We start from the raw sequence: 19,209 nt of genomic DNA, 5'->3' as shown, positions 1-19,209 counted from the left end.
TGTCCAGTTCCCTTTCCACCTGCAGACACAAACGATATCTGGATATTGCTTACTGTGGGCTGAGGTTGTTTTCCTTCCGGAAAAGGCCGAGGTGCTTGAACAGCCGCTCCTGAGCGCTGTTCTTGTCCCAGAGCTTGATCTTGCAAACGCGCCCTATCACCTTGCCCTCGGACATCATCTGGCCGACCTCAATCGATGAGATAGCAGCAGCCGTTGCGTCATCGAGTTCATGGATAGACTTGGGGGAGCCATCGACATTGAACAGCCTGCGTATATCGGAGAAAGCGAGCGCCGAGGTCGCGCGCAGAACATTTTCGGTGCTTGCTTCCAGTCGGCTGGCAGCTATCTTTTCCTTTTCCTGGATGGCTTGCTGAACCTTAGCATTGCTTAGCAACCGGGATGCACAAGCCTCAGCTGCGTTACCTCTGGCGTTGTAGCCCGCACGGACATAAGCCGCAGTAGCGTTGAGGTCAATGCAATACTCATTGGCGAACCTTTGCTGTTTTAACGTGAGCTGAGCTTGCCTTACACTGCGCATTTCGCTCCTCTTGTCATTTAATAGAAGCCTTGCCATCTAATGCCTTTGCAGCTTGCCCCAAGTAGTACTGCCGTTTCTCTACATCAATTCTGCACTGTTTTAGCACGTCGGCGACACCTGGGGGATCGGTCTCACCGATATACTCCAGAAATTCCACAATCTGTGCCTCTTCTGAAGGCGTCAAGAGCACCATCACATCGGTTTTGGTCCCATTTTCTCGAAAACTCCCTGATTGGGTACTGCCATTACTGCCGTTAGAAGATTGCGAATCTCCAGATTTGCCCGGTTTGGGTACTGCCGTTACTGCCGTTAGACTTCTATCGTCGGTATTGGCAGTATCCTGATTTCCCGTTTTCAAACTTTTACGGTTGTCACGTTCGGGACTATCTATCTGTACCACGCTGCCGGCATTCTTCGAATCACCGATTTTTGGATTGATATAGTAACGCCACGAATGTCGCCCAGAACCCGGTCCCATTCCTCCGATTTCTCGTGATTGTAACCAGCATTCATCTTCAAGCCATTCCAGCGCGGCCTGAACCGTCTCCTCGCGGGTTAGATAGCGCCACTGATTACGACGTACGTCCCGCGCCGTGAATCCGTTGGCCAACTTACCTGCTCGCACCTTTTCCGCCAATGCCTGAGCTGATCGCAACCCGTCATCGATGAGAAGCCCGTAGCACCGTCTCGCGTGGGCTTCCAGATATTTGCACCATGCCTCTGCACGCCGTGCGGAATCTGCGGTTACCGGCCCGCTGTTTCCTGTTGCCGTGCAGTCGACGAGATGCAGGATCAGGGCGATCGCCGGAAAGAGTTTGTCAAACTTGGCCAAATGCTGGGCAATGATGGGCTGGTCTTCATTGGGAAGCTTTACCCGATGCAGATCATTGGAGAATTGGATGAAGATCTGCTGGGCTTCTGTGTCGAAACAGAAATGCGGGAATTTCACAGAGTCATCAGCAGGCTCTGCCCCGAAGTCAAGCGGATCGAAGTCCACCAGGGCTTCAAATATGGCGAGAACAGAGTCGCGGGCATCTTTATTCGGAGCGCGGTCGCGCCACTCCCAAATCTGAGGATCTGGATATACCAGGATCTGAAAGCGTTGCAGCATGCCATCGTTCGCCAGCGAATCTACGGCTTGCTCAAGGTAACGTGTCAGCTTGTCTGGTTGTATGCCCCCGAGGATAGATACACATAAATTAGGAATGTGAATGGAGCCACGTCCGATTCGGTCTGTGTCAAAGCTGCTATCGCCATTCCATGCCTCCAGATAGAAAGCCCGGTCACCCTCGTGCCCGCTCCGATCCCATGATGCCAGCAACCCAACCAGCTCATCCCGTACGACTAGCAACCCCGCCGGGTTCTCCCGCAACATTTCACCTAATTTCTCGATGGTGGTATCGTTAGTCTTATACCGCCGCAACAGGGGTGCTTGTGTTTTAATCTTTTTCCGGTGATCTTTCAATTTCTCGGCGGCGTCGTCGAGCTTCTTCTTTCCGGAATCTTGCGTCTGGGCGATTTCCGAGTCCTCAGCCTCCGCCTTTTTGCCATCTGCCAGGCTCTTCTTTATGGCTTCTCTTGCCGCAGTTTTCAACAATTCCTCGAGGACCTCACCTTGAGCTTCGAATACAGCCTTATCCGTCTCGAACTCATCCATCCTTGCTTGATGTGCCCGCATGGCATTTGCGATCAGCAGGTCGAGCGGTTTTAGGGCCGCGTTCAAAGCTGGAGTTTTTTTGGCTGACGGTAAACCGACGCAACCACCCCAAACGTTTGGAACAATGCACCAGGAATCCTTTGTCTTCGGTTTAATCGCACAACGGGCACCGATGAGACTGCCCTGAGCTACTATCGCTGCCCCCGCAATGAAGTCCGCAGGACAGGGCATGCGTGCAGCTTCATCTTGAACCCAGTTGCCCAAAGGACCCGGTAGAAGTGCCTGCGCATCGAATGGGGAAACGGGCGGCAACGGCGCCTGGATCGGTTTGGGATCATCCCATTTGCAGCAATTCGAGCTATCCGGCGAGCTGCTGTCTGGGGTCCACGTGGCCTGTTTCTTCGCAGTTTCCGATGCGGAACCCGAAGCTCGATGTTGCTCTATAGTGAGTAACTGATGAATATCAGCTCCGGTTGCGATTGGATGAGCAGTCAACCAGTCCACTGCATCTCCTTTAATAGGCAAGCCCAGTAAAGCAACGTCCACTAGCTGAACAACGCTATCTAACTGTCTCAATGCGTCCGCCATTGCAATAGCATACCGCTGGCCTGCTTCGTCGTTATCGGCCCAAATCTTGACTGGCCGACCAGCCAGAGGCCGCAGGTCGGCTTTTTGCACAGAATCTGCAGACCCGGTGGTAGTGGCCAACACACCGCGTTTTGAAAGAGCGTCGACGCACCATTCGCCTTCCGCAACAATAGCCGGATCAAGAGGACGTTTCGCTAGGTCTCGAAGGTTATAAAGCGGTTTCCCGCGCGAGTAATCTGGTTCGCCCAGTATGTATTCTTCGCCCTGCAGCTTCATTGGCCGGATCCATTTGGCCCCGTTGGGATGCTTGAGGCGGATCACCCAGTGGAGGACGTTGCCATCTTGGTCCGTGTACATGTGCAGGGCTTGCGGCAGATAGCCTTCTGCCAGCATATGTTTTGCCAGACGCCTGCCGCATCTTCCGGGGTTTCGCTCATGTCCGCGTCCCCCATGCTCCGAGCTGCTTTGCCGCCTCGCGGAATCTCAACCCATATCGTTGCATGTGAAAGGAAAGAACATCGCCGCCGTGTTTTTGGCAACCCATGCAACGGAAGGCACCAGAAACGAGGTGTACCAGAAGGCTGGGCCGGGTGTCGTGGTGTAATGGACAAAGTGCGTTTTTCCATTCGCCTCCGCCCGATAATTTCAGCCCCTGACCCTTATAATATTTGTAGGGTATGGGGAGCAGGTCTCGCCTAAAAGAGGAGGGGGGCCTGTTTCCACCCCCAGCGCGACTCGTTAGTTTCATTTCCGCCTCCTGTAACGCTTGTCTTCCGTTCGCTGATGTTCATCGTTGTCCCGTGGTTCGTCCCCCGGAGGTCCGGACGAAAAATCCGGCGGATCTACGGTGCCGCCCTTCGACCTGCGATAGCGCTTGGGGGCGGAAGCTTGGCGCTGTTCTGATAATGACCCTGGCGCGTTTGTCCGCGATTTCGGACATTGATCGACCTCGTCTAAGGGATGTAACTGGTTGGTGATAACCTCTGCGTCAATCCGGCCTTTGGTCCTGCGCTGGAGGAACGCATCGAGGTCGGATTTGCGATACTTCACAAGCCGGCCGACTTTTATATAGGGAATGTCGTAACGCCCAGTGCAGCGCCAAACGGGCAGGGTGTTTTCCGCGAGATCCAGATATATAGCTGCTTCCGCGTTGGACAACAGTGGATCAGCCGCTCGACCGGCTAGGATTGATTCAAATAGAACTTTGGTAGGCATGATGTTCCCTGGTGTTTCGCTGTAAATGGCCAGCAACCGGGGACATTGTGGAGAAATGACGCGGGATGGAGTAGGAGGATTTTGTTATGAATTCAGGAATAATCCTCCAGGAACGATGATTAAAATAAAAGGATAAAACCGTCCTTCTAATATCGGACGAGTTTACTGACGTAATCCAGGTCGATATCTGGCTGATCAAAGATGACCCCTGCGGTGGCAGCTACAACTTCATGCATGGGTGTTCCATATTCTTCTTTAATGTATCGGGAGAGGGTCCGGACAAAATATTGTGTGCCGCATTCTTCGACTTGGGTTTCCGGACTAATGGGGATTCCTGCGAAAACCGAAGCGCCTGGGCTGCAACGTAATCCAGCATTTGATGCAGGGTGGGCATTGCTTCGGCCAGAGCAAAACGGGTGAAATCGTCATTATTTTCTACGCCCCCCGGTCGACAAATTTCAAGGTTTAGTACATTGCGTACTGAATCAAGGGACTCGGTTAGTTAATTCGGCCGCCGAAAAATTTTGAAACTCTTCCGTGTCGTTCATGGCGAGCGATAACTCCAACGCGAGATGATGGATTTTCAGGAAGTGAGCCTCGTGCTCCTTTGAACTCCGTTTTTGCCCACCCAACCACCCCAAAACAGATCTTTGACATTGATCCCAGAAATAGAGGAACCCCGCCCCTTCCTTAATTTTTTTCCCAAGAGAAGACCAGACAGGTGCCATTCTAAGATCGGTGAGCAACGTGCCAAGCAGTTCTTTACCCACTTCTGGGGGCAGGCCAAACTCCGACCGGTTCAAGCTGGTACGGTAGTTGTCCTGCTGTTGCTTGGACATTTGGTTAAATTTCGCACTCTCCTTACGAAGCTGATCAATATGTTGATCCGGATCAAATGGACAGGGCGGGTACATGTCATCGCCGTATTCTCTTGGGTGCGGATAGTGGTGATATCTCTCAACCAAGTTTTTCGGTGCCCAATCCGGAAAACTCAAGCTTTTCCTTTCGCGCTCTGCCACAATCGTTGTCCCCCTGACTAACCTTTGCTGCGGTTAAATTTCACTACGCTCATACTCTCAAATAGTCCACCGGCCGCCATCACGGCGCTTGTCGCCGCGTTGATACTACTCGTACAGGATCCAGATCGAGCCGCGTAGATTGCCGTCGTGCTCAAGTTTTTATGGTTAAGGCTTTTGCCGATAATGGCTAAACTTGCACGCTGCTTGGCCTGCCAGAAAGCGTGCCGACGAGCTATTGGAAACGGGAGATTTAGGGTCTGCTGGCATGTGACGTAACCCCGGCGTAACCCCGGCGTAACCCCGTTGGAATTCTGGTTTACGGATATGAGCGTAACCCACTGAATCCGTGGCGCCCTGAACACGAATCGAACGTGTGACCTACCCCTTAGGAGGGGGTCGCTCTATCCACTGAGCTACCAGGGCGGTGACAGCATTTTACGCTAATATGCCGGGATGAATAAACCGGCTGAAGAACCTCAAGAAAATCCCCCTCCCAAAAATCTGCCGCGCACCGTCATCGTTCTTGGTCTTGTCAGTTTTTTCAATGACTTTGCTTCGGACATCGTGATACCACTCATCCCGATATTGCTCGCGACGGTGCTGGCCGCCGGACCGGTCGCCCTGGGCTTGATCGAGGGCGTGGCCGACGCGGTAGCAAGTCTGATCAAGCTGTGGTCGGGACGCCACTCCGACCTCATGAGCGGCCGGCGCAAGGGACTGGCCGTCGCTGGCTATACCCTTTCAAATATTGCGCGGCCGTTGCTGGGGCTGGCCGGTTCCTGGCCGGTGATTCTGGTGCTGCGTAGTATCGACCGGGTGGGCAAGGGCTTGCGCAGCGCACCGCGGGATGCACTGGTGGCAGACGCGACTCCGCCCGGGATGCACGGCTACGCGTTCGGCTATCATCGGGCTATGGATAATGGCGGCGCCGTGGCAGGGAGTCTTGCCGCCGCTGCGGTGCTGACATGGTCGGGCTTGAGCCTCACGGACGTCATCCTATGGTCGGCGGTGCCGGGCTTTGTTTCGGTGCTTCTGCTAGGGGTGGGGGTGGAGGAAGAAAACAAGGGGAAACCCGCCCCTGACCATGCCGCAGCTCCAGGCCCTGCTCCTGCCCCTACTCTTATTACGCTGCCGCCGTTGCGCTGGTCAGTCTTATCGTTGCCCATGCGGCGCTATCTGCTGGTGCTGATGCTGTTCACCTTCGCGCGCGCCTCGGAAACCTTCATCCTGCTACTGGGGCACCAATTGGGCGTCGGCACGGTCGAATTATTGTTGCTTTGGGCCGCATTGAATCTGTGCAAGGCCGCCACCTCCACTTGGGGAGGACGTCTGGCCGATAGCCTGGGGCGTGGGGCGCTGATGCTGCTCGGCTGGACAACCTTTGCGGTTTCGTTCCTGATGCTTGGCACGGTAGAGCACAGTGTGGGGCTGTGGTCCGTAAGCATCTTCTACGGCCTTTGCGCCGGCATGAGCGAGGGTGCGGAGCGCGCGATCATCAGTGACTATGCTGGCCCCCGCGAACGCGGAACCGCCTTCGGCTGGTATCATCTGATGGTGGGCATCGCGGCAATTCCGGCCGGGCTGCTGTTCGGGTCGATCTGGCAGTTCCAGAGTGCCGCTATGGCGTTCTTCTTTGCCGGAAGTCTCGCGGCGCTATCCGCGCTGTTGTTGCGGATGTGGGCCTGGCCCGTTCGCAAACCGCAGCCGGTCAGATGAGCCGGATATGTTGGTGGTTGGCCGCGACGGCAGGCCCAGTGATTGAGCCTGGGATAATGGAGCACCGAAAATGCCCCGGAACTGGATGATGGGTTACGCTCTGCTAAACACTCAACCCGCTCCCGCTCAAACCTCACACCTCATTTGATACTTTTTAGGGACATATTATGAAATCACGGACGATGTTTACGCTGCTAATGGCAGCGACGCTGTTCTTCGCGAATCATGCGCATGCAGCAGGACCCAAGGTTGGGGAGGCCGCGCCGGACTTCACCCTGCCCGATCAGAATGGCCAGACGCATAAGCTGTCGGATTTTCGAGGCAAGTGGCTGGTGCTGTACTTCTACGTCAAGGACGATACGCCGGGCTGCACCGAGCAGGCTTGCAAATTTCGCGACGATATCCATCAGCTTGGAGAACTGGGCGCGCAGGTCGTTGGGGTAAGCGTGGACAATACCGCCAGCCATGCGGACTTTGCCAAAAAATACAGCCTTCCGTTCCCGCTTCTGGCGGATAGCAAGGGCGAGACGGCCGCGCGTTATGACTCGCTTCGCGGCGATGGCAGCATGGCTAAGCGGAATACGTTCATGATCGATCCGCAGGGCAGGATTGCCAAAATTTACCTATCGGCGAGCACTTCTCGCAATTCCGCTGAGGTGATCGAGGACCTAAAGAAGCTGAAGAGTGGGCAGAGACCGAATTCGTGAGCTATGTTATGAAAGCGGACATTGATATCACTAACGGGAAAACCTACGATGGCAGACCTTACCGACGATCAACTGGCGCAAATTAAAGCGGTTCTGCAACGGCGCTATCTGGAACTGAGGGAGGAAATTCGAAGCGAACTGGAGCGCTCGGGCAACGAGCATTATGCCGACCTGGCCGGCAGCGTTGCTGATCCCGGCGATGAGTCGGTTGCCGACATGCTGGTGGATGTCAATGCGGCGCTCGTGGATCGCCAGGTACGCGAAATACGAGAAGTAGAGGAAACCTTGAAACGTTTGGCGGAACCGGGTTTCGGCGACTGCATCGATTGCGGAGGAGAAATTGGCTTTGAGAGACTATTGGCGTACCCCACTGCCCGGCGCTGCGTGCGTTGCCAGAGCCTGCATGAAAAGACTTATTCTCACGAGCCGAATCCTACGCTCTGATTCTCTGAGGTGGTGGCTGCCCAATCCTGACCGATTCCAACCACGCGAGCTCGTAACAATGCAGCTACTTTCCCGTTGCGGCCAAAAGCACCAGCACGGCGCCGCTGCCGCCCTCCTCCGGTCTGGCCTGGCAGAAGGCCAGCACATCCGCTCGTTGCGCCAGCCAGTTGCCCACCCGGGTTTTTAACACAGGCTCATGGTTCGGCGAGCTAAGCCCCTTCCCGTGTATTACGCGCACGCAACGAAAGCGCCGTTTGCTGCTCTCATCAAGAAATACCGCCAACTCCTGCCGCGCTTCCTCCCGAGTAAACCCGTGCAAATCGAGTTGTGCCTCGATTTTCCAGTAACCACGCCGCAATCGCCGCAAAGTCTGGCGCGATACGCCCGGCCGCAAAAATGCCCACTCATCGCCCGCGCCGATCTCCAGCGCAATATGATCGGATAGCGCTTCACCGCCTGCGGATTGCTCGTGGGCAGGAATTTGACGTGGTATGGGCGGGGGATGCTTGCTGGGCAGAGGGGCTTTATCGGAAGCCGTCAGCCGCGAAACGCCCTGGACCGCCTGACGGAACAAGGCGGCCCCGTCATCGTTGGAGGCATTATCACCCACCCCGGCGGCCGGCTCTTTCGTGGAGGTTCCTGCGGGACCATTTGCAGGGCCGCTTGCCGGCCCGGGTAACGCACTAAACGCAGGCTTTTTGTCCCGCCGTTTCATGGGAGATTTTCAAGCCGCAGTTGCTCTGGCGTTCACGACAACCCGTCCAGATATTTTTCTGCGTCCAATGCAGCCATGCAGCCCGTGCCGGCACTGGTCACGGCCTGCCGATAGATGTGATCCTGGACGTCACCCGCCGCAAACACTCCCGGGATGCTGGTGGCGGTAGCGTTGCCCTCGTTCCCGCTCCGAGTGAGGATGTAGCCGTTTCTCATTTCCAGCTGGCCCTGGAAAATGTCAGTGTTGGGCTTGTGGCCAATGGCAATGAATACGCCTTGCAAAGGGAGCGTTTTGGTGGAATTGTCTTGAACGCTCTTGATACGCATGCCGTTAACGCCGGAGGTGTCGCCCAGCACCTCGTCCAGTACGTGATTGAGTTCCAGCTTGATGTTGCCGCCTTTCACCTTTTCCATCATTTTGTCGATCAGGATCTTTTCCGAGCGGAATTTTTCCCGCCGGTGCACAACGGTCACGTTACGCGCGATATGGGAGAGATATAGCGCCTCTTCCACCGCGGTATTACCGCCCCCGATCACCGCGACGTCCTGCCCCTTATAGAAAAATCCGTCGCAGGTTGCGCAACCGGACACCCCACGACCCATGTATGCATCCTCTGAGGGTATGCCAAGATACTGCGCGGAAGCGCCAGTGGCAATGATCAGCGCATCGCAGGTATAGGTGGCGGCATCGCCGATGAGCGTGATGGGCTTTTCCGTCAGCTTGGCGGTATGGATGTGATCAAAAAGGATTTCCGTATTGAACCGTTCCGCATGTTGTTTGAAGCGTTCCATCAGTTCGGGACCCTGCACGCCCATTGCGTCCGCAGGCCAGTTATCGACTTCGGTCGTGGTCATGAGCTGACCGCCCTGTGCGAGCCCGGTGATGAGCACCGGGTTGAGATTGGCCCGGGCGGCATACACCGCAGCGCTATATCCGGCAGGGCCGGAACCGAGGATGAGAAGGCGGGAGTGTCTGCTTGTCATTCTTTGAGTTCTTAAGGTTATTTAAAAATTAAGCTACAAATGCTAGAGCCGTTGCTCAACCCAGCCGGCCACGCTGTCCAATGCCGCCGGCAGATCGTCGGGCTGGGTTCCGCCTGCCTGAGCCATGTCGGGGCGGCCGCCACCCTTGCCGCCGACCTGCCTGGCGACGAAATTGACCAGCTCGCCTGCCTTCACCTTTGCGGTCAGGTCAGCGGTTACGCCGGCCGTAAGCTTGATTTTTCCATCTTCGATCGCGGCAAGAACGACAACGCCGGATTTGAGTTTTTGCTTGAATGAATCCACCGCTTCGCGCAAGGCTGAGGAGTCTGCATCTTCCAGGCACACCGCAAGGACTTTCACCCCTTTTACCTCACGAATCTGCTCGGTCAAGTCATTGCCCTGAGAGCTGGCCAGTTTCGATTTCATTCGCCGGAGTTCCCTTTCCAGCTCCTTGACGTTATCGAGAATTTGCGTGATACGAGCGGCGGCTTCGTGCGGATGGACCTTTACGGCATCGGCCACGTGCTGCAATTGCGCTTCCCGCTCCTGTATATAAGCCAGGGCGCTCTCGCCGGTCACCGCTTCAATCCGGCGCACGCCCGCCGCCACACCGGATTCAGACACGATTTTGAAGAGCCCGATATCACCCGTGCGCTTGACGTGAGTTCCCCCGCATAGCTCACGCGAGGTCCCGATCGCCAGCACTCGCACCTCATCGCCGTACTTTTCCCCGAACAGCATCATGGCGCCGGTTTTTTTTGCCTCCTCGATGGGCAGCAGCCGGGCTTCCGTTGCCGCATTGGCAACAATTTCAGCATTCACCAGTTGTTCCACCGCGCGAATCTCCGCGTCGGTCACCGGCTGGTTGTGTGCAAAGTCAAAGCGCGTCTTGAGAGAATCGACCAGGGACCCCTTTTGCTGAACATGAGTGCCTAATACCTGGCGTAGCGCCTTGTGCATCAGGTGAGTAACCGAGTGGTTACGCTCGGTGCGTGCCCGGGCCGACCCGTCGACCTCCGCGACAACCGCGTCGCCGGTAACCAGGCGGCCGCTGCGCAGCAGGCCTTTATGGCCAAATACGTCCGCCTGGATCTTCTGGGTATCGCCTACGATAAAGGTGCCGTTGGCCGCAAGCAACTCGCCGCTGTCGCCCACCTGTCCTCCGGATTCCGCGTAGAACGGCGTATGGTCCAGTACCACGACTGCTTCATCGCCCGCATCGATGAAGTCCACGCGGCTCCCTTCCCGGTAAATGGCAAGGATTCGGCCTTCGTAACGCAGGCTTTCATAACCGTGGAATCCGGTGGAGGGTCCGCTATATACGATTCCTTCCTGCATGGTGAACCTGCTCGTCGCACGGGCCCGCTCGCGCTGGCGCTCCATGGCCTGCTCGAACCCGGGCTGGTCGATTGTAATGCCGCGCTCGCGCGCGATATCGGCTGTGAGATCGAGGGGGAAACCGAAAGTGTCATAAAGTCGAAACAGGGTTTCACCATCCAGCAGGCGGTCCCCACGCCGTAATGCCGTCTCCAGCACCTGCATGCCGTTTTCCAGCGTCTCGGCGAAACGTTCTTCTTCCTGCTTCAGCACCGCCGCGACGCGGACCTTGGCTTCCACCAGCTCCGGGTAGGCCTGCCCCATGGTTCCCGCAAGCTGTTCGACAAGTAAATAAAAGAAGGGCTGTTTCTGCCCCAGCTTGTAGCCGTGGCGGATGGCGCGCCGGATGATGCGCCTGAGCACGTACCCGCGCCCTTCGTTGCCGGGAATCACGCCATCGGTAATCAGAAAAGAACAGGCACGGATGTGATCGGCGATCACTTTGAGCGAGCTGCTGGACCGATCGGCCGTGCCGGTGGCTTGCGCGGCCGCACGGATCAGTTCCTGAAACAGGTCGATCTCGTAATTGCTGTGAACCTGCTGCATTACGGCGGAAATACGCTCGAGCCCCATGCCGGTATCAACCGATGGCCTGGGCAGCGGGTGCAGCGTACCGGCGCCGTCGCGGTTGTATTGCATGAACACCAGGTTCCAGATTTCGACGTAGCGGTCGCCATCCGCTTCGGGTGTGCCGGGCGGACCGCCGGCGATCTCAGGGCCATGGTCATAAAAAATTTCGGAACATGGGCCGCAGGGACCGGTTTCGCCCATTTGCCAAAAGTTGTCCGTGGTGGCGATACGCGTCAGCCGCGCCGGATCGAGGCCCACCTCGCGAATCCAGATGTCGGCCGCTTCGTCATCCTCTGCGTATACCGTCACCCATAGCTTTGCCGGAGGAATGGCGAGCGTAACGGTTAGAAACTCCCACGCAAACTTGATGGCATTGCGCTTGAAATAATCGCCGAAGCTGAAATTGCCCAGCATCTCGAAGAACGTATGGTGGCGCGCGGTGTAGCCCACATTCTCCAGATCGTTGTGCTTGCCGCCCGCGCGCACACAGCGCTGCGAACTGGCCGCCCGCACGTATGACCGCCTGTCGTGACCAAGAAATACATCCTTGAACTGCACCATGCCCGCGTTCGTAAACAGCAGCGTTGGGTCATTGCCAGGAACGAGGGGGCTCGACGCGACGACCGTATGGCCGTGCGACTCGAAAAATTCCAGAAATTTCTGCCGTATTTCGCTGCTTTTCATCTCGGCTTCATCCGAACAATGGTGAATAGGTGTCCATGCGCCCTCCACCGCCTTCGTTAGTTTTCAGCGCCGCTCCAACTCCATGAGCGTCGTTCCAAGCGATTCTCCATTGATAATGGCGATATTCCCCACCTTCACGTTCACATGAATTTCTTCATTCATCTTTGGCAGTTCGCGTTCCGTCAAAATGGTGATTTCTCCGGTGTCATCTTTCAGCACGTAGGACTTCAGATTAAACAGCGGGACCCGCGTCACGTCTTTTGCCACCCCATGGAGCGTGACCTCCTGGCCGTCGAAATTGGCTGCGGATGTGTTGAGTTCGCTGATGGACGTGGCGTTGTTGGCACTGCACGACCCCAGCAGAACCGCTATTGCCCATCCTGCCAGAATCGCCCGGACCGCGCGCCCGGCTAACCGCTGAGTATCCCGCTCCGTCAAGTCATTTCCTCATCCGAATGACGCAGGACATGATGTATCACGTCCGCTGCAAACCCCCGCCCCATGAGAAAACGCGCCTGCCTGCCAAGTTCCTTCGCATCGGCGGGGGCAGCGTTAAACCTTTTCCGCCACACTTCCAGCGCGCGGTCCCGCTCGGTTTCTCTAATGTTAGGCAACGCCGCCGCGATTAGATTCTCGGGAATGCCCTTCTCGCGCAACTCATTCACAATACGACGGCTTCCGAACTTGCTTTGGCGAACGTGTACCACCTGCTCCACCACGCGCGCGGCCGAAAGGAAGCCGCATTGTTCAAGCGCATCCAGCACCGCGATGAGTTCTTCGGAAGATTTGGCATGGGGCCCGAGCTTTCTTTCCAGTTCCAGGCGGGAGTGTTCCCGCCGGGCAAGGTAGCCTAGAGCGCGGGTTTTGAGGCTTGGCCTGCGCGTCATGACAAATCCATCGGCGGCAGGAGCGTTCGTTCCCCCACCTCCGCCATCAGGCCACGGCGGCCGTTTCAGCGGGGTTGGCGACGCCCACCGCGGCGCGTATTTTCGATTCGATTTCCGCCGCTATCTCGGGGTGTTCTTTTAGAAATTCGCGCGCGTTATCCTTGCCCTGGCCGATTTTGTCGCCTTTGTATGCATACCAGGCGCCGGACTTCTCGATCAGTTTGTGCTGCACGCCCAGCTCGACAATTTCGCCTTCGCGCGAAATGCCCTCTCCGTAGAGGATATCGAATTCCGCCTGTTTGAAGGGCGGCGCAACCTTATTCTTGACCACCTTCACGCGTGTTTCGCTGCCGATGACCTCTTCGCCTTTTTTAATGGAACCGGTGCGACGTATATCAAGGCGAACCGACGCGTAGAATTTTAGTGCGTTGCCGCCGGTCGTCGTTTCCGGATTGCCGAACATGACGCCGATCTTCATGCGTATCTGATTGATGAAAATCACCATCGTGTTGCTGCGTTTGATATTGGCGGTAAGCTTGCGTAACGCTTGCGACATCAGTCGCGCTTGCAGTCCCATTTGGGGCTCGCCCATTTCACCTTCGATTTCCGCGCGCGGCGTCAGGGCCGCAACCGAATCAACCACGACCACGTCGACGGAACCGGAGCGCACCAGCATATCGGCAATTTCCAGTGCCTGCTCCCCATTGTCCGGCTGAGAAATCAGCAACTCCTGGACATTGACCCCGATTTTTTGTGCATATTGGGGATCCAGGGCGTGCTCCGCGTCGATAAACGCCGCGGTACCGCCAACTTTCTGCATCTGCGCGATGACCTGCAGCGTAAGCGTGGTTTTGCCGGAGGATTCCGGACCGTAAATTTCCACTACCCTTCCGCGAGGAAGGCCGCCCACACCCAGGGCAATATCGAGCCCAAGTGAACCGGTGGAAATAACCTCAACGTCTTTGGCGACGTCACTCGCACCCAGGCGCATGATCGAGCCTTTGCCAAACTGTTTCTCGATCTGGGAGAGAGCCGCGGCGAGCGCTTTGCTTCTGTTTTCGTCCATGAAAATTTCCTTTATGAATGGGATCGATTATCGCATAGGTGGTTCAACCGGAAAAGCGCGAAGAGAATGACAATGTGTTTCAGCGCGATGTTTTCCTGCTTGTCCTGCCGACACGCAGCGGAAATATTTTCAGGGTAGAATATAAGTATTGAAATACTGCTCGGCCCTTTTTGTATCCAGCTTGCGCAGAGCCTGATAGACTCCCCTTACCTTGACGCGTTCGCCCAGTATTGCGTAATCCACGCCAAGTTTATACCACGCATCAGCGTTCTCCGGCTGGACACGTACTGTCTCCGCATACGCCTCTGCCGCCTCTCCGTATAGCTTAAGATCGTCATAGGTCATGCCCAGGTCATACCAGGCGGCGGCGTTCTCAGCATCCAGGCGCAGCGCTTCCCGGTAGGCGTGGATAGCATGTGCGTGTTGCTTGCGGTCATCGTATGCGAGCCCCAGGTCGTACCACGCTTGAGCATTCTCGGGCTGCATGCTTAGGGCATCCCTGTAGGCTTGAATCGCATTGTCGTAGTCTTTCAGATTGGCGTAGGCGACACCGAGGTGATGCCAGGCGTCGCCATACTCCGACTGATTGCGTATGGCTTCGCGATACGCTCGAACTGCTTGTTCATATTGCTTCAGGTTAGCGAAAGCCATGCCCATGCTGAACCATGCAGCGGCGTTTTCGGAATCAAGGTTGACTTCCTGCTGCGACAGTTTCAACAATCCTCGCCAGTCGGCGCTCTTTTCGAGCGTTAACGCGCGGTTAAGCCAGGCTGATTCATCTTTTTTTATCATTTCCGGACCAGGCCGCACTTTAATCGGTAATTCACCTATCCAATCCGCCGGCAGCGCAAACGTGACATCGCCGCCTTTGCCCTCGGGGTGCGAGAGTATACCGATCAGCGCGCCATGGGCGTCGAATAGACCACCCCCGCTAAAGCCTGAAGAAACCGGGACGGCGATACGCATGTATTGCGATCGCAGATAAGGCCGCAGGTTGGAAATTACCCCTTTGCTGAGGATCGGTTGCGGCGGATTCCAGTCAATCGGCATGCCTATGGCATAAATGTGCTGGCCGGTCTTGACGTTTAATGCACTACCCAGGGTAGCGGCCGGCCCCTGCAGACCGGGCACATTCAACAGGCACAGGTCGAGATCCGGTTGCGCAGATTGCAACGTCGCTTCGTAGCGTTTGCCCGAATGGACGACGTGCCCATTCTTGCCTTTGCCCGCGACATGGCACGTGGTGATCACTTGCCCGGCTCCAATCACGACACCGCTGCCTTCGCCAACGGAATTACTGCGGGCGTCACCCATGTTCACCCCGACCACGGACGGCGAGACTCGCGTAAAAATTCGCGCTTCCGGTGTCTCCCGGGCGGCGTCCGCCGATGCACAGGTCGAGAGCAACGCAATGACAAAGGTCTTCAGGATCGCGGATACGCGTCTTTCATGCGTTCTGGACGACAAATTCAATATCACAACCGTATCATTCATCCGACTGAAACCGATATCGTGGGGCGTAACAGCGGATTGCACGAGGCATGGCACTAACCGTGTTCGCATCAAACCGATACGGCGGTGTAAAATGCCGGGTTTACCGCAAATACCAAATCTATGTCTATTAAAGAGGATTACATGGACGCTCCTCCCGCGCGTTCCCGAAAAATTCAACCGCTCGCCTATTTCATTTTCACCACGCGCTGGCTGCAATTGCCGCTGTACCTTGGGCTGATTCTTGCGCAATGTGTGTACGTATACCACTTCTGGGTCGAATTGCTCGATCTGATCGGAGCGGTGATGGGTAATCAGGCTGCATTACAGCATATTCTGGATGCGGTTGCCGTTGAAGGCGCCCCTCGGCCCTCCAAGATCAACGAAACCACCATTATGCTGGTTGTGCTGGGTTTGATCGATGTGGTGATGATTTCCAATCTTCTCATCATGGTAATCATCGGCGGCTATGAAACCTTCGTTTCTCGCATGAATCTCGAAGGGCACCCTGATCAGCCGGAGTGGTTGTCCCATGTCAACGCATCGGTGCTCAAGGTCAAGCTCGCCACGGCGATTATCGGCATTTCGTCGATCCACCTGCTCAAGACCTTTATCAATGCCAGCGCGTACGACGAAAAGACCATTTTGGCGCAGACCGGAATCCATGTGGTTTTCCTGTTTTCCGCCATTGCGATTGCCGCCAGCGACCGCATGATGTCTCATGGCGCGCGCAGCCACGACGGGGATTCACACTGAACAAAAGATTGTCATCCCATTGGGTGTTATCCCATTCGCGGCGGGATGCAATGTAGCAAGTCTATGACGCCTTGCAGGGCTTCCGCTACGGATTGACGCCTTACATCCTCGCGGCCGCCGGCGAAATACCGGGTCTCAGCGCAGGCCAATCCGTCTTTCATCATCCAGGCGAAACATACCATGCCCACCGGTTTTTCCGCCGTGCCGCCTTCCGGGCCGGCGATGCCGGTGATGGAGACCGCGACATGCGCATGGCTGTGCGTAATCACACCGGCTGCCATTTCTGAAGCGGTTTGCTCGGATACCGCTCCATACTGTTCAAGGGTTGCAGTGCTCACGCCCAGCATTTCATGCTTGGAGACCGAGGCGTAGGTGATGAAGCCACGGTCGTACCAGCTGGAGCTTCCGGCGATGGAGGTGATGGTCTGTCCCAGCCATCCGCCCGTGCAGGATTCGGCTGTGGCAAGCATTAAGCCCTGCTGGGCCAGAGCGACGCCGGCCTTTCTCGCCAGGTCCTGAAGCGTGAGATCATCCATTCGGTCTGTTCCCCTGGAAAATCTGTTTTCTCAACACACAGGTCAAGGAATGCCGAACAACGCATTCACAAGACAACCGGCAATCACCGGGCCAGTGCAATACACGGCCGCAAATTACTCAAATTAAAGAACCTATTCCAAGCGCTTTCCACGCCGCCAGGCAAAGCAATGTCAGGAATGCGGCCAGCAAATCATCGAACATCACGCCAAAGCCGCCACGCAGCTTCCGATCGTAGTATCCGATGGGCGGTGGTTTGATTATATCGAACAAACGAAACAGCAGAAATGCAAATGCCTGCCACACGATAATAGGTGGCGTAAAGTACAGTACCAGCAGGAAAGCGGTAATTTCATCCCAGACCATACCGCCATGATCGTGATTGCCCAACGCCCTGCCCGTGACACCGCAAGCCCAGACGCCAACGAGAAACATCACCGCGATCAGGACGAGGAGAGCAAGCGGATCGAAGAAGTAAGCAAATATCCAAAACAAGGGGAAGGTAGCGAGGGTCCCAACGGTGCCGGGGGCAATACTGCTCAAGCCAGCGCCGCCGCCAAATGCAATGAAATACGCCAGGCGGCTTCGGATAAATACTTTCGTGGGCCTTTTGGAGTGGATGCCTGACGCTTCGGCGTGAGGCGAAACGCCGGAGCGGTCCGGTTCCTCCGGTTTCCCCGCTGGCGGGACGTCAGCTTCGGACACCGCACCATCGGCTCGGCCAACACTCGAATTCTCGACCGTTTGATCAGGCGCGGAAATGGTCATATCCCGTCGTCTCCAGCGTTACAGCATCGCCAGCGGCATCAAGCACGACCAGCCCTTCTCCCATGCCGATTTTGCCGACACGGGTCAGTGGCAGTCCCAGCTCGCGGGAAAGGGTTTCAATTTTTGCCCTCTTTGACCTCGCCGCGCTAAAGCAAAGCTCATAGTCATCTCCGCCGGCCAGCAGGCATTTCAGCGCCAATGGATGAGGAAGACATCTTCTTAGCGGTGCCGAGCAATTTATGTCGGGCAAGCTTATGATGGCGGAAGCTTTTGAACACTTCAGAATATGCCCCAGGTCGGCCAGCAATCCATCCGAAATATCGATTGCGCTGCGCGCCAGGCCGATCAAACGCTGCCCCAACCCGACCCTGGGAGTGGGCATATTCAGCGCGGGCAGGCAAGCGTCGATTTCGCGCGGTTCAAGCGCGATATGGCCTTGCTGGTGAGCCAGCGCCAGCGCGGCATCGCCCAGATGGCCCGATATCCAGATATCGTCCCCCGACCTGGCTCCGCTCCGACGCAGTGCCTTGCCTCTCGCCACCTCGCCAATGATGGTTACGCAAATGGTTAATGGTCCTTTTGTAGTATCTCCACCGATAAGATCAACCTGATAAGCATCAGCGAGATTGAAGAAACCGTCAGAGAACGCTTCCAGCCATTTGTCGTTCTCGCGAGCCATGTTCGTGGGCAGCGCGAGCGAAAGTGTCGCCCATCGCGGCCTCGCGCCCATCGCGGCCATGTCGGAAAGATTCACAGCCAGAGATTTGTGCCCCAGCCCGCGCGGGTCGGCGTCGGCAAAAAAATGCTGTCCTGACACCAGCACGTCGGTTGAAATGGCCAGTTCCATCCCGGCGGAAGGCTGTATCAGCGCCGCATCATCCCCTATCCCTAATACGGCGCCTGGGGCCGCGCGATAAAAATACCGTTGAATGATGTCGAATTCTGAGAGCATTCTTCGAAACGTGGCGCAAGACGGTACGCGTTAGATCAAGGACAAGGTCATCCTCAGATGAGGCCCCTCAAACTCTTGCATGAACTTCGGTCGTTCTTAGCTTCGCCGCCAGTTTATCCAGCACGCCGTTCACGTACTTGTGCCCATGCGTGCCGCCATAGGTTTTCGCCAGCTCCACGGCTTCGTTGATAACTGCTCGATACGGTATTTCCAGATGATTCGCGAGCTCATGGGTACCCAATAGCAGAATGGCAATCTCCACCGGGCTCAGCTCCTTGAAGGGCCGATCAAGACAAGGCTGAATCTGCTGTTCCAGCTCCCCTACGTTCGTAATCACGCCGCGCAGCAGACTTGAGAAGTATTCCCCGTCGGTTTTAGCGAACTCACTCGTTTCTCTCAGCTGCGCTTCGATGGCCTCGGCAGGGCCGCCGGCGACACAATATTGGTAAAGTCCCTGCAAGACCAGTTCACGAGCATGGCGGCGACGGGTTTTGCGGCCCGGCTTGGCTGCCCTTTTAATCACCGGTTTGGTTTGTGTCATT

20 protein-coding genes and 1 tRNA gene are annotated in these 19,209 nt (G+C 56.3%); 4 read left to right on the top strand and 17 right to left on the bottom strand.

Going from position 1 to position 19,209, the window contains the following annotated elements:
• Positions 1–49: 49 nt before the first annotated feature.
• The 6 genes from R5L00_RS07525 to R5L00_RS07505 all read right to left on the bottom strand — a co-directional run bounded on the left by R5L00_RS07525 (position 50) and on the right by R5L00_RS07505 (position 5,440).
• Positions 50–538 carry a terminase small subunit gene (locus R5L00_RS07525; RefSeq protein WP_317654014.1) on the bottom strand — a complete coding sequence of 163 codons (489 nt, stop codon included), beginning with the start codon at positions 536–538 and terminating at the stop codon, positions 50–52.
• 13 nt (positions 539–551) lie between these two features.
• On the bottom strand, positions 552–3,176 hold the full coding sequence (locus tag R5L00_RS07520) for a DUF3987 domain-containing protein (RefSeq protein WP_317654013.1): 2,625 nt from the start codon (positions 3,174–3,176) through the stop codon (positions 552–554).
• A gap of 40 nt (positions 3,177–3,216) precedes the next feature.
• Positions 3,217–3,531 (bottom strand): CHC2 zinc finger domain-containing protein, encoded by a 315-nt coding sequence (locus tag R5L00_RS15835; RefSeq protein WP_411555596.1) that lies wholly within the window; start codon positions 3,529–3,531, stop codon positions 3,217–3,219.
• On the bottom strand, positions 3,528–3,998 hold the full coding sequence (locus tag R5L00_RS07515; RefSeq protein WP_317654012.1) for a helix-turn-helix domain-containing protein: 471 nt from the start codon (positions 3,996–3,998) through the stop codon (positions 3,528–3,530). The genes R5L00_RS15835 and R5L00_RS07515 overlap by 4 nt, the downstream gene beginning before the upstream one ends.
• Positions 3,999–4,483: 485 nt before the next feature.
• Positions 4,484–5,017, bottom strand: a complete 534-nt coding sequence (locus R5L00_RS07510; RefSeq protein WP_317654010.1) for a hypothetical protein — start codon at positions 5,015–5,017, stop codon at positions 4,484–4,486.
• A gap of 347 nt (positions 5,018–5,364) precedes the next feature.
• Positions 5,365–5,440, bottom strand: a tRNA-Arg gene (locus R5L00_RS07505).
• Positions 5,441–5,470: 30 nt separating this feature from the next.
• Between R5L00_RS07505 and R5L00_RS07500 the strand changes: the two genes are divergently transcribed.
• From R5L00_RS07500 to R5L00_RS07490, 3 genes are all read left to right on the top strand, one after another.
• Positions 5,471–6,733, top strand: a complete 1,263-nt coding sequence (locus R5L00_RS07500) for an MFS transporter (protein ID WP_317654009.1) — start codon at positions 5,471–5,473, stop codon at positions 6,731–6,733.
• A gap of 167 nt (positions 6,734–6,900) precedes the next feature.
• Positions 6,901–7,440: a peroxiredoxin gene (locus R5L00_RS07495; protein WP_317654008.1), complete on the top strand. Its 540-nt coding sequence runs from the start codon at positions 6,901–6,903 to the stop codon at positions 7,438–7,440.
• Between the two features lie 48 nt (positions 7,441–7,488).
• On the top strand, positions 7,489–7,884 hold the full coding sequence (locus tag R5L00_RS07490) for a TraR/DksA family transcriptional regulator (protein ID WP_317654007.1): 396 nt from the start codon (positions 7,489–7,491) through the stop codon (positions 7,882–7,884).
• A gap of 64 nt (positions 7,885–7,948) precedes the next feature.
• Here the strand turns inward: R5L00_RS07490 and R5L00_RS07485 are convergent, their stop codons facing one another.
• The 7 genes from R5L00_RS07485 to R5L00_RS07455 all read right to left on the bottom strand — a co-directional run bounded on the left by R5L00_RS07485 (position 7,949) and on the right by R5L00_RS07455 (position 15,660).
• A complete protein-coding gene (locus R5L00_RS07485; protein ID WP_317654006.1) occupies positions 7,949–8,599 on the bottom strand; it encodes a Smr/MutS family protein in 651 nt (216 codons plus the stop codon).
• Between the two features lie 32 nt (positions 8,600–8,631).
• Positions 8,632–9,582 carry a thioredoxin-disulfide reductase gene (gene trxB, locus R5L00_RS07480; RefSeq protein WP_317654005.1) on the bottom strand — a complete coding sequence of 317 codons (951 nt, stop codon included), beginning with the start codon at positions 9,580–9,582 and terminating at the stop codon, positions 8,632–8,634.
• A gap of 42 nt (positions 9,583–9,624) precedes the next feature.
• Positions 9,625–12,213 carry an alanine--tRNA ligase gene (alaS, locus tag R5L00_RS07475; RefSeq protein WP_317654004.1) on the bottom strand — a complete coding sequence of 863 codons (2,589 nt, stop codon included), beginning with the start codon at positions 12,211–12,213 and terminating at the stop codon, positions 9,625–9,627.
• A 63-nt stretch (positions 12,214–12,276) separates the two neighbouring features.
• Entirely contained in the window at positions 12,277–12,651 is a 375-nt protein-coding gene (locus R5L00_RS07470; protein ID WP_317654003.1) for a hypothetical protein, read from the bottom strand.
• Positions 12,648–13,100: a recombination regulator RecX gene (gene recX, locus R5L00_RS07465; protein ID WP_107694406.1), complete on the bottom strand. Its 453-nt coding sequence runs from the start codon at positions 13,098–13,100 to the stop codon at positions 12,648–12,650. The genes R5L00_RS07470 and recX overlap by 4 nt, the downstream gene beginning before the upstream one ends.
• A gap of 46 nt (positions 13,101–13,146) precedes the next feature.
• Positions 13,147–14,166: a recombinase RecA gene (gene recA, locus R5L00_RS07460; RefSeq protein WP_107694405.1), complete on the bottom strand. Its 1,020-nt coding sequence runs from the start codon at positions 14,164–14,166 to the stop codon at positions 13,147–13,149.
• Between the two features lie 129 nt (positions 14,167–14,295).
• Positions 14,296–15,660, bottom strand: a complete 1,365-nt coding sequence (locus R5L00_RS07455; protein WP_317654002.1) for a tetratricopeptide repeat-containing serine protease family protein — start codon at positions 15,658–15,660, stop codon at positions 14,296–14,298.
• Positions 15,661–15,801: 141 nt separating this feature from the next.
• Here R5L00_RS07455 and R5L00_RS07450 point away from each other — a divergent pair, with 141 nt between their 5' ends.
• Positions 15,802–16,413 carry a TIGR00645 family protein gene (locus R5L00_RS07450; protein WP_107694543.1) on the top strand — a complete coding sequence of 204 codons (612 nt, stop codon included), beginning with the start codon at positions 15,802–15,804 and terminating at the stop codon, positions 16,411–16,413.
• A gap of 26 nt (positions 16,414–16,439) precedes the next feature.
• Here the strand turns inward: R5L00_RS07450 and R5L00_RS07445 are convergent, their stop codons facing one another.
• The 4 genes from R5L00_RS07445 to nusB form a co-directional block, all read right to left on the bottom strand.
• On the bottom strand, positions 16,440–16,949 hold the full coding sequence (locus R5L00_RS07445) for a CinA family protein (protein WP_107694403.1): 510 nt from the start codon (positions 16,947–16,949) through the stop codon (positions 16,440–16,442).
• Positions 16,950–17,067: 118 nt separating this feature from the next.
• On the bottom strand, positions 17,068–17,715 hold the full coding sequence (locus R5L00_RS07440; protein ID WP_317654000.1) for a phosphatidylglycerophosphatase A: 648 nt from the start codon (positions 17,713–17,715) through the stop codon (positions 17,068–17,070).
• A complete protein-coding gene (gene thiL, locus R5L00_RS07435) occupies positions 17,696–18,667 on the bottom strand; it encodes a thiamine-phosphate kinase (protein WP_317653998.1) in 972 nt (323 codons plus the stop codon). Before thiL ends, R5L00_RS07440 begins: the two co-directional genes overlap by 20 nt.
• 67 nt (positions 18,668–18,734) lie before the next feature.
• Complete coding sequence (gene nusB, locus R5L00_RS07430) at positions 18,735–19,208, bottom strand: transcription antitermination factor NusB (protein ID WP_317653996.1); 474 nt, start codon at positions 19,206–19,208, stop codon at positions 18,735–18,737.
• Position 19,209 lies beyond the last annotated feature (1 nt).

It is taken from the genome of Nitrosospira sp. Is2 (assembly GCF_033095785.1).
In the GTDB taxonomy this organism is placed as follows: Bacteria; Pseudomonadota; Gammaproteobacteria; order Burkholderiales; family Nitrosomonadaceae; genus Nitrosospira.
This window is presented reverse-complemented; position numbering and strand designations above follow the sequence as displayed.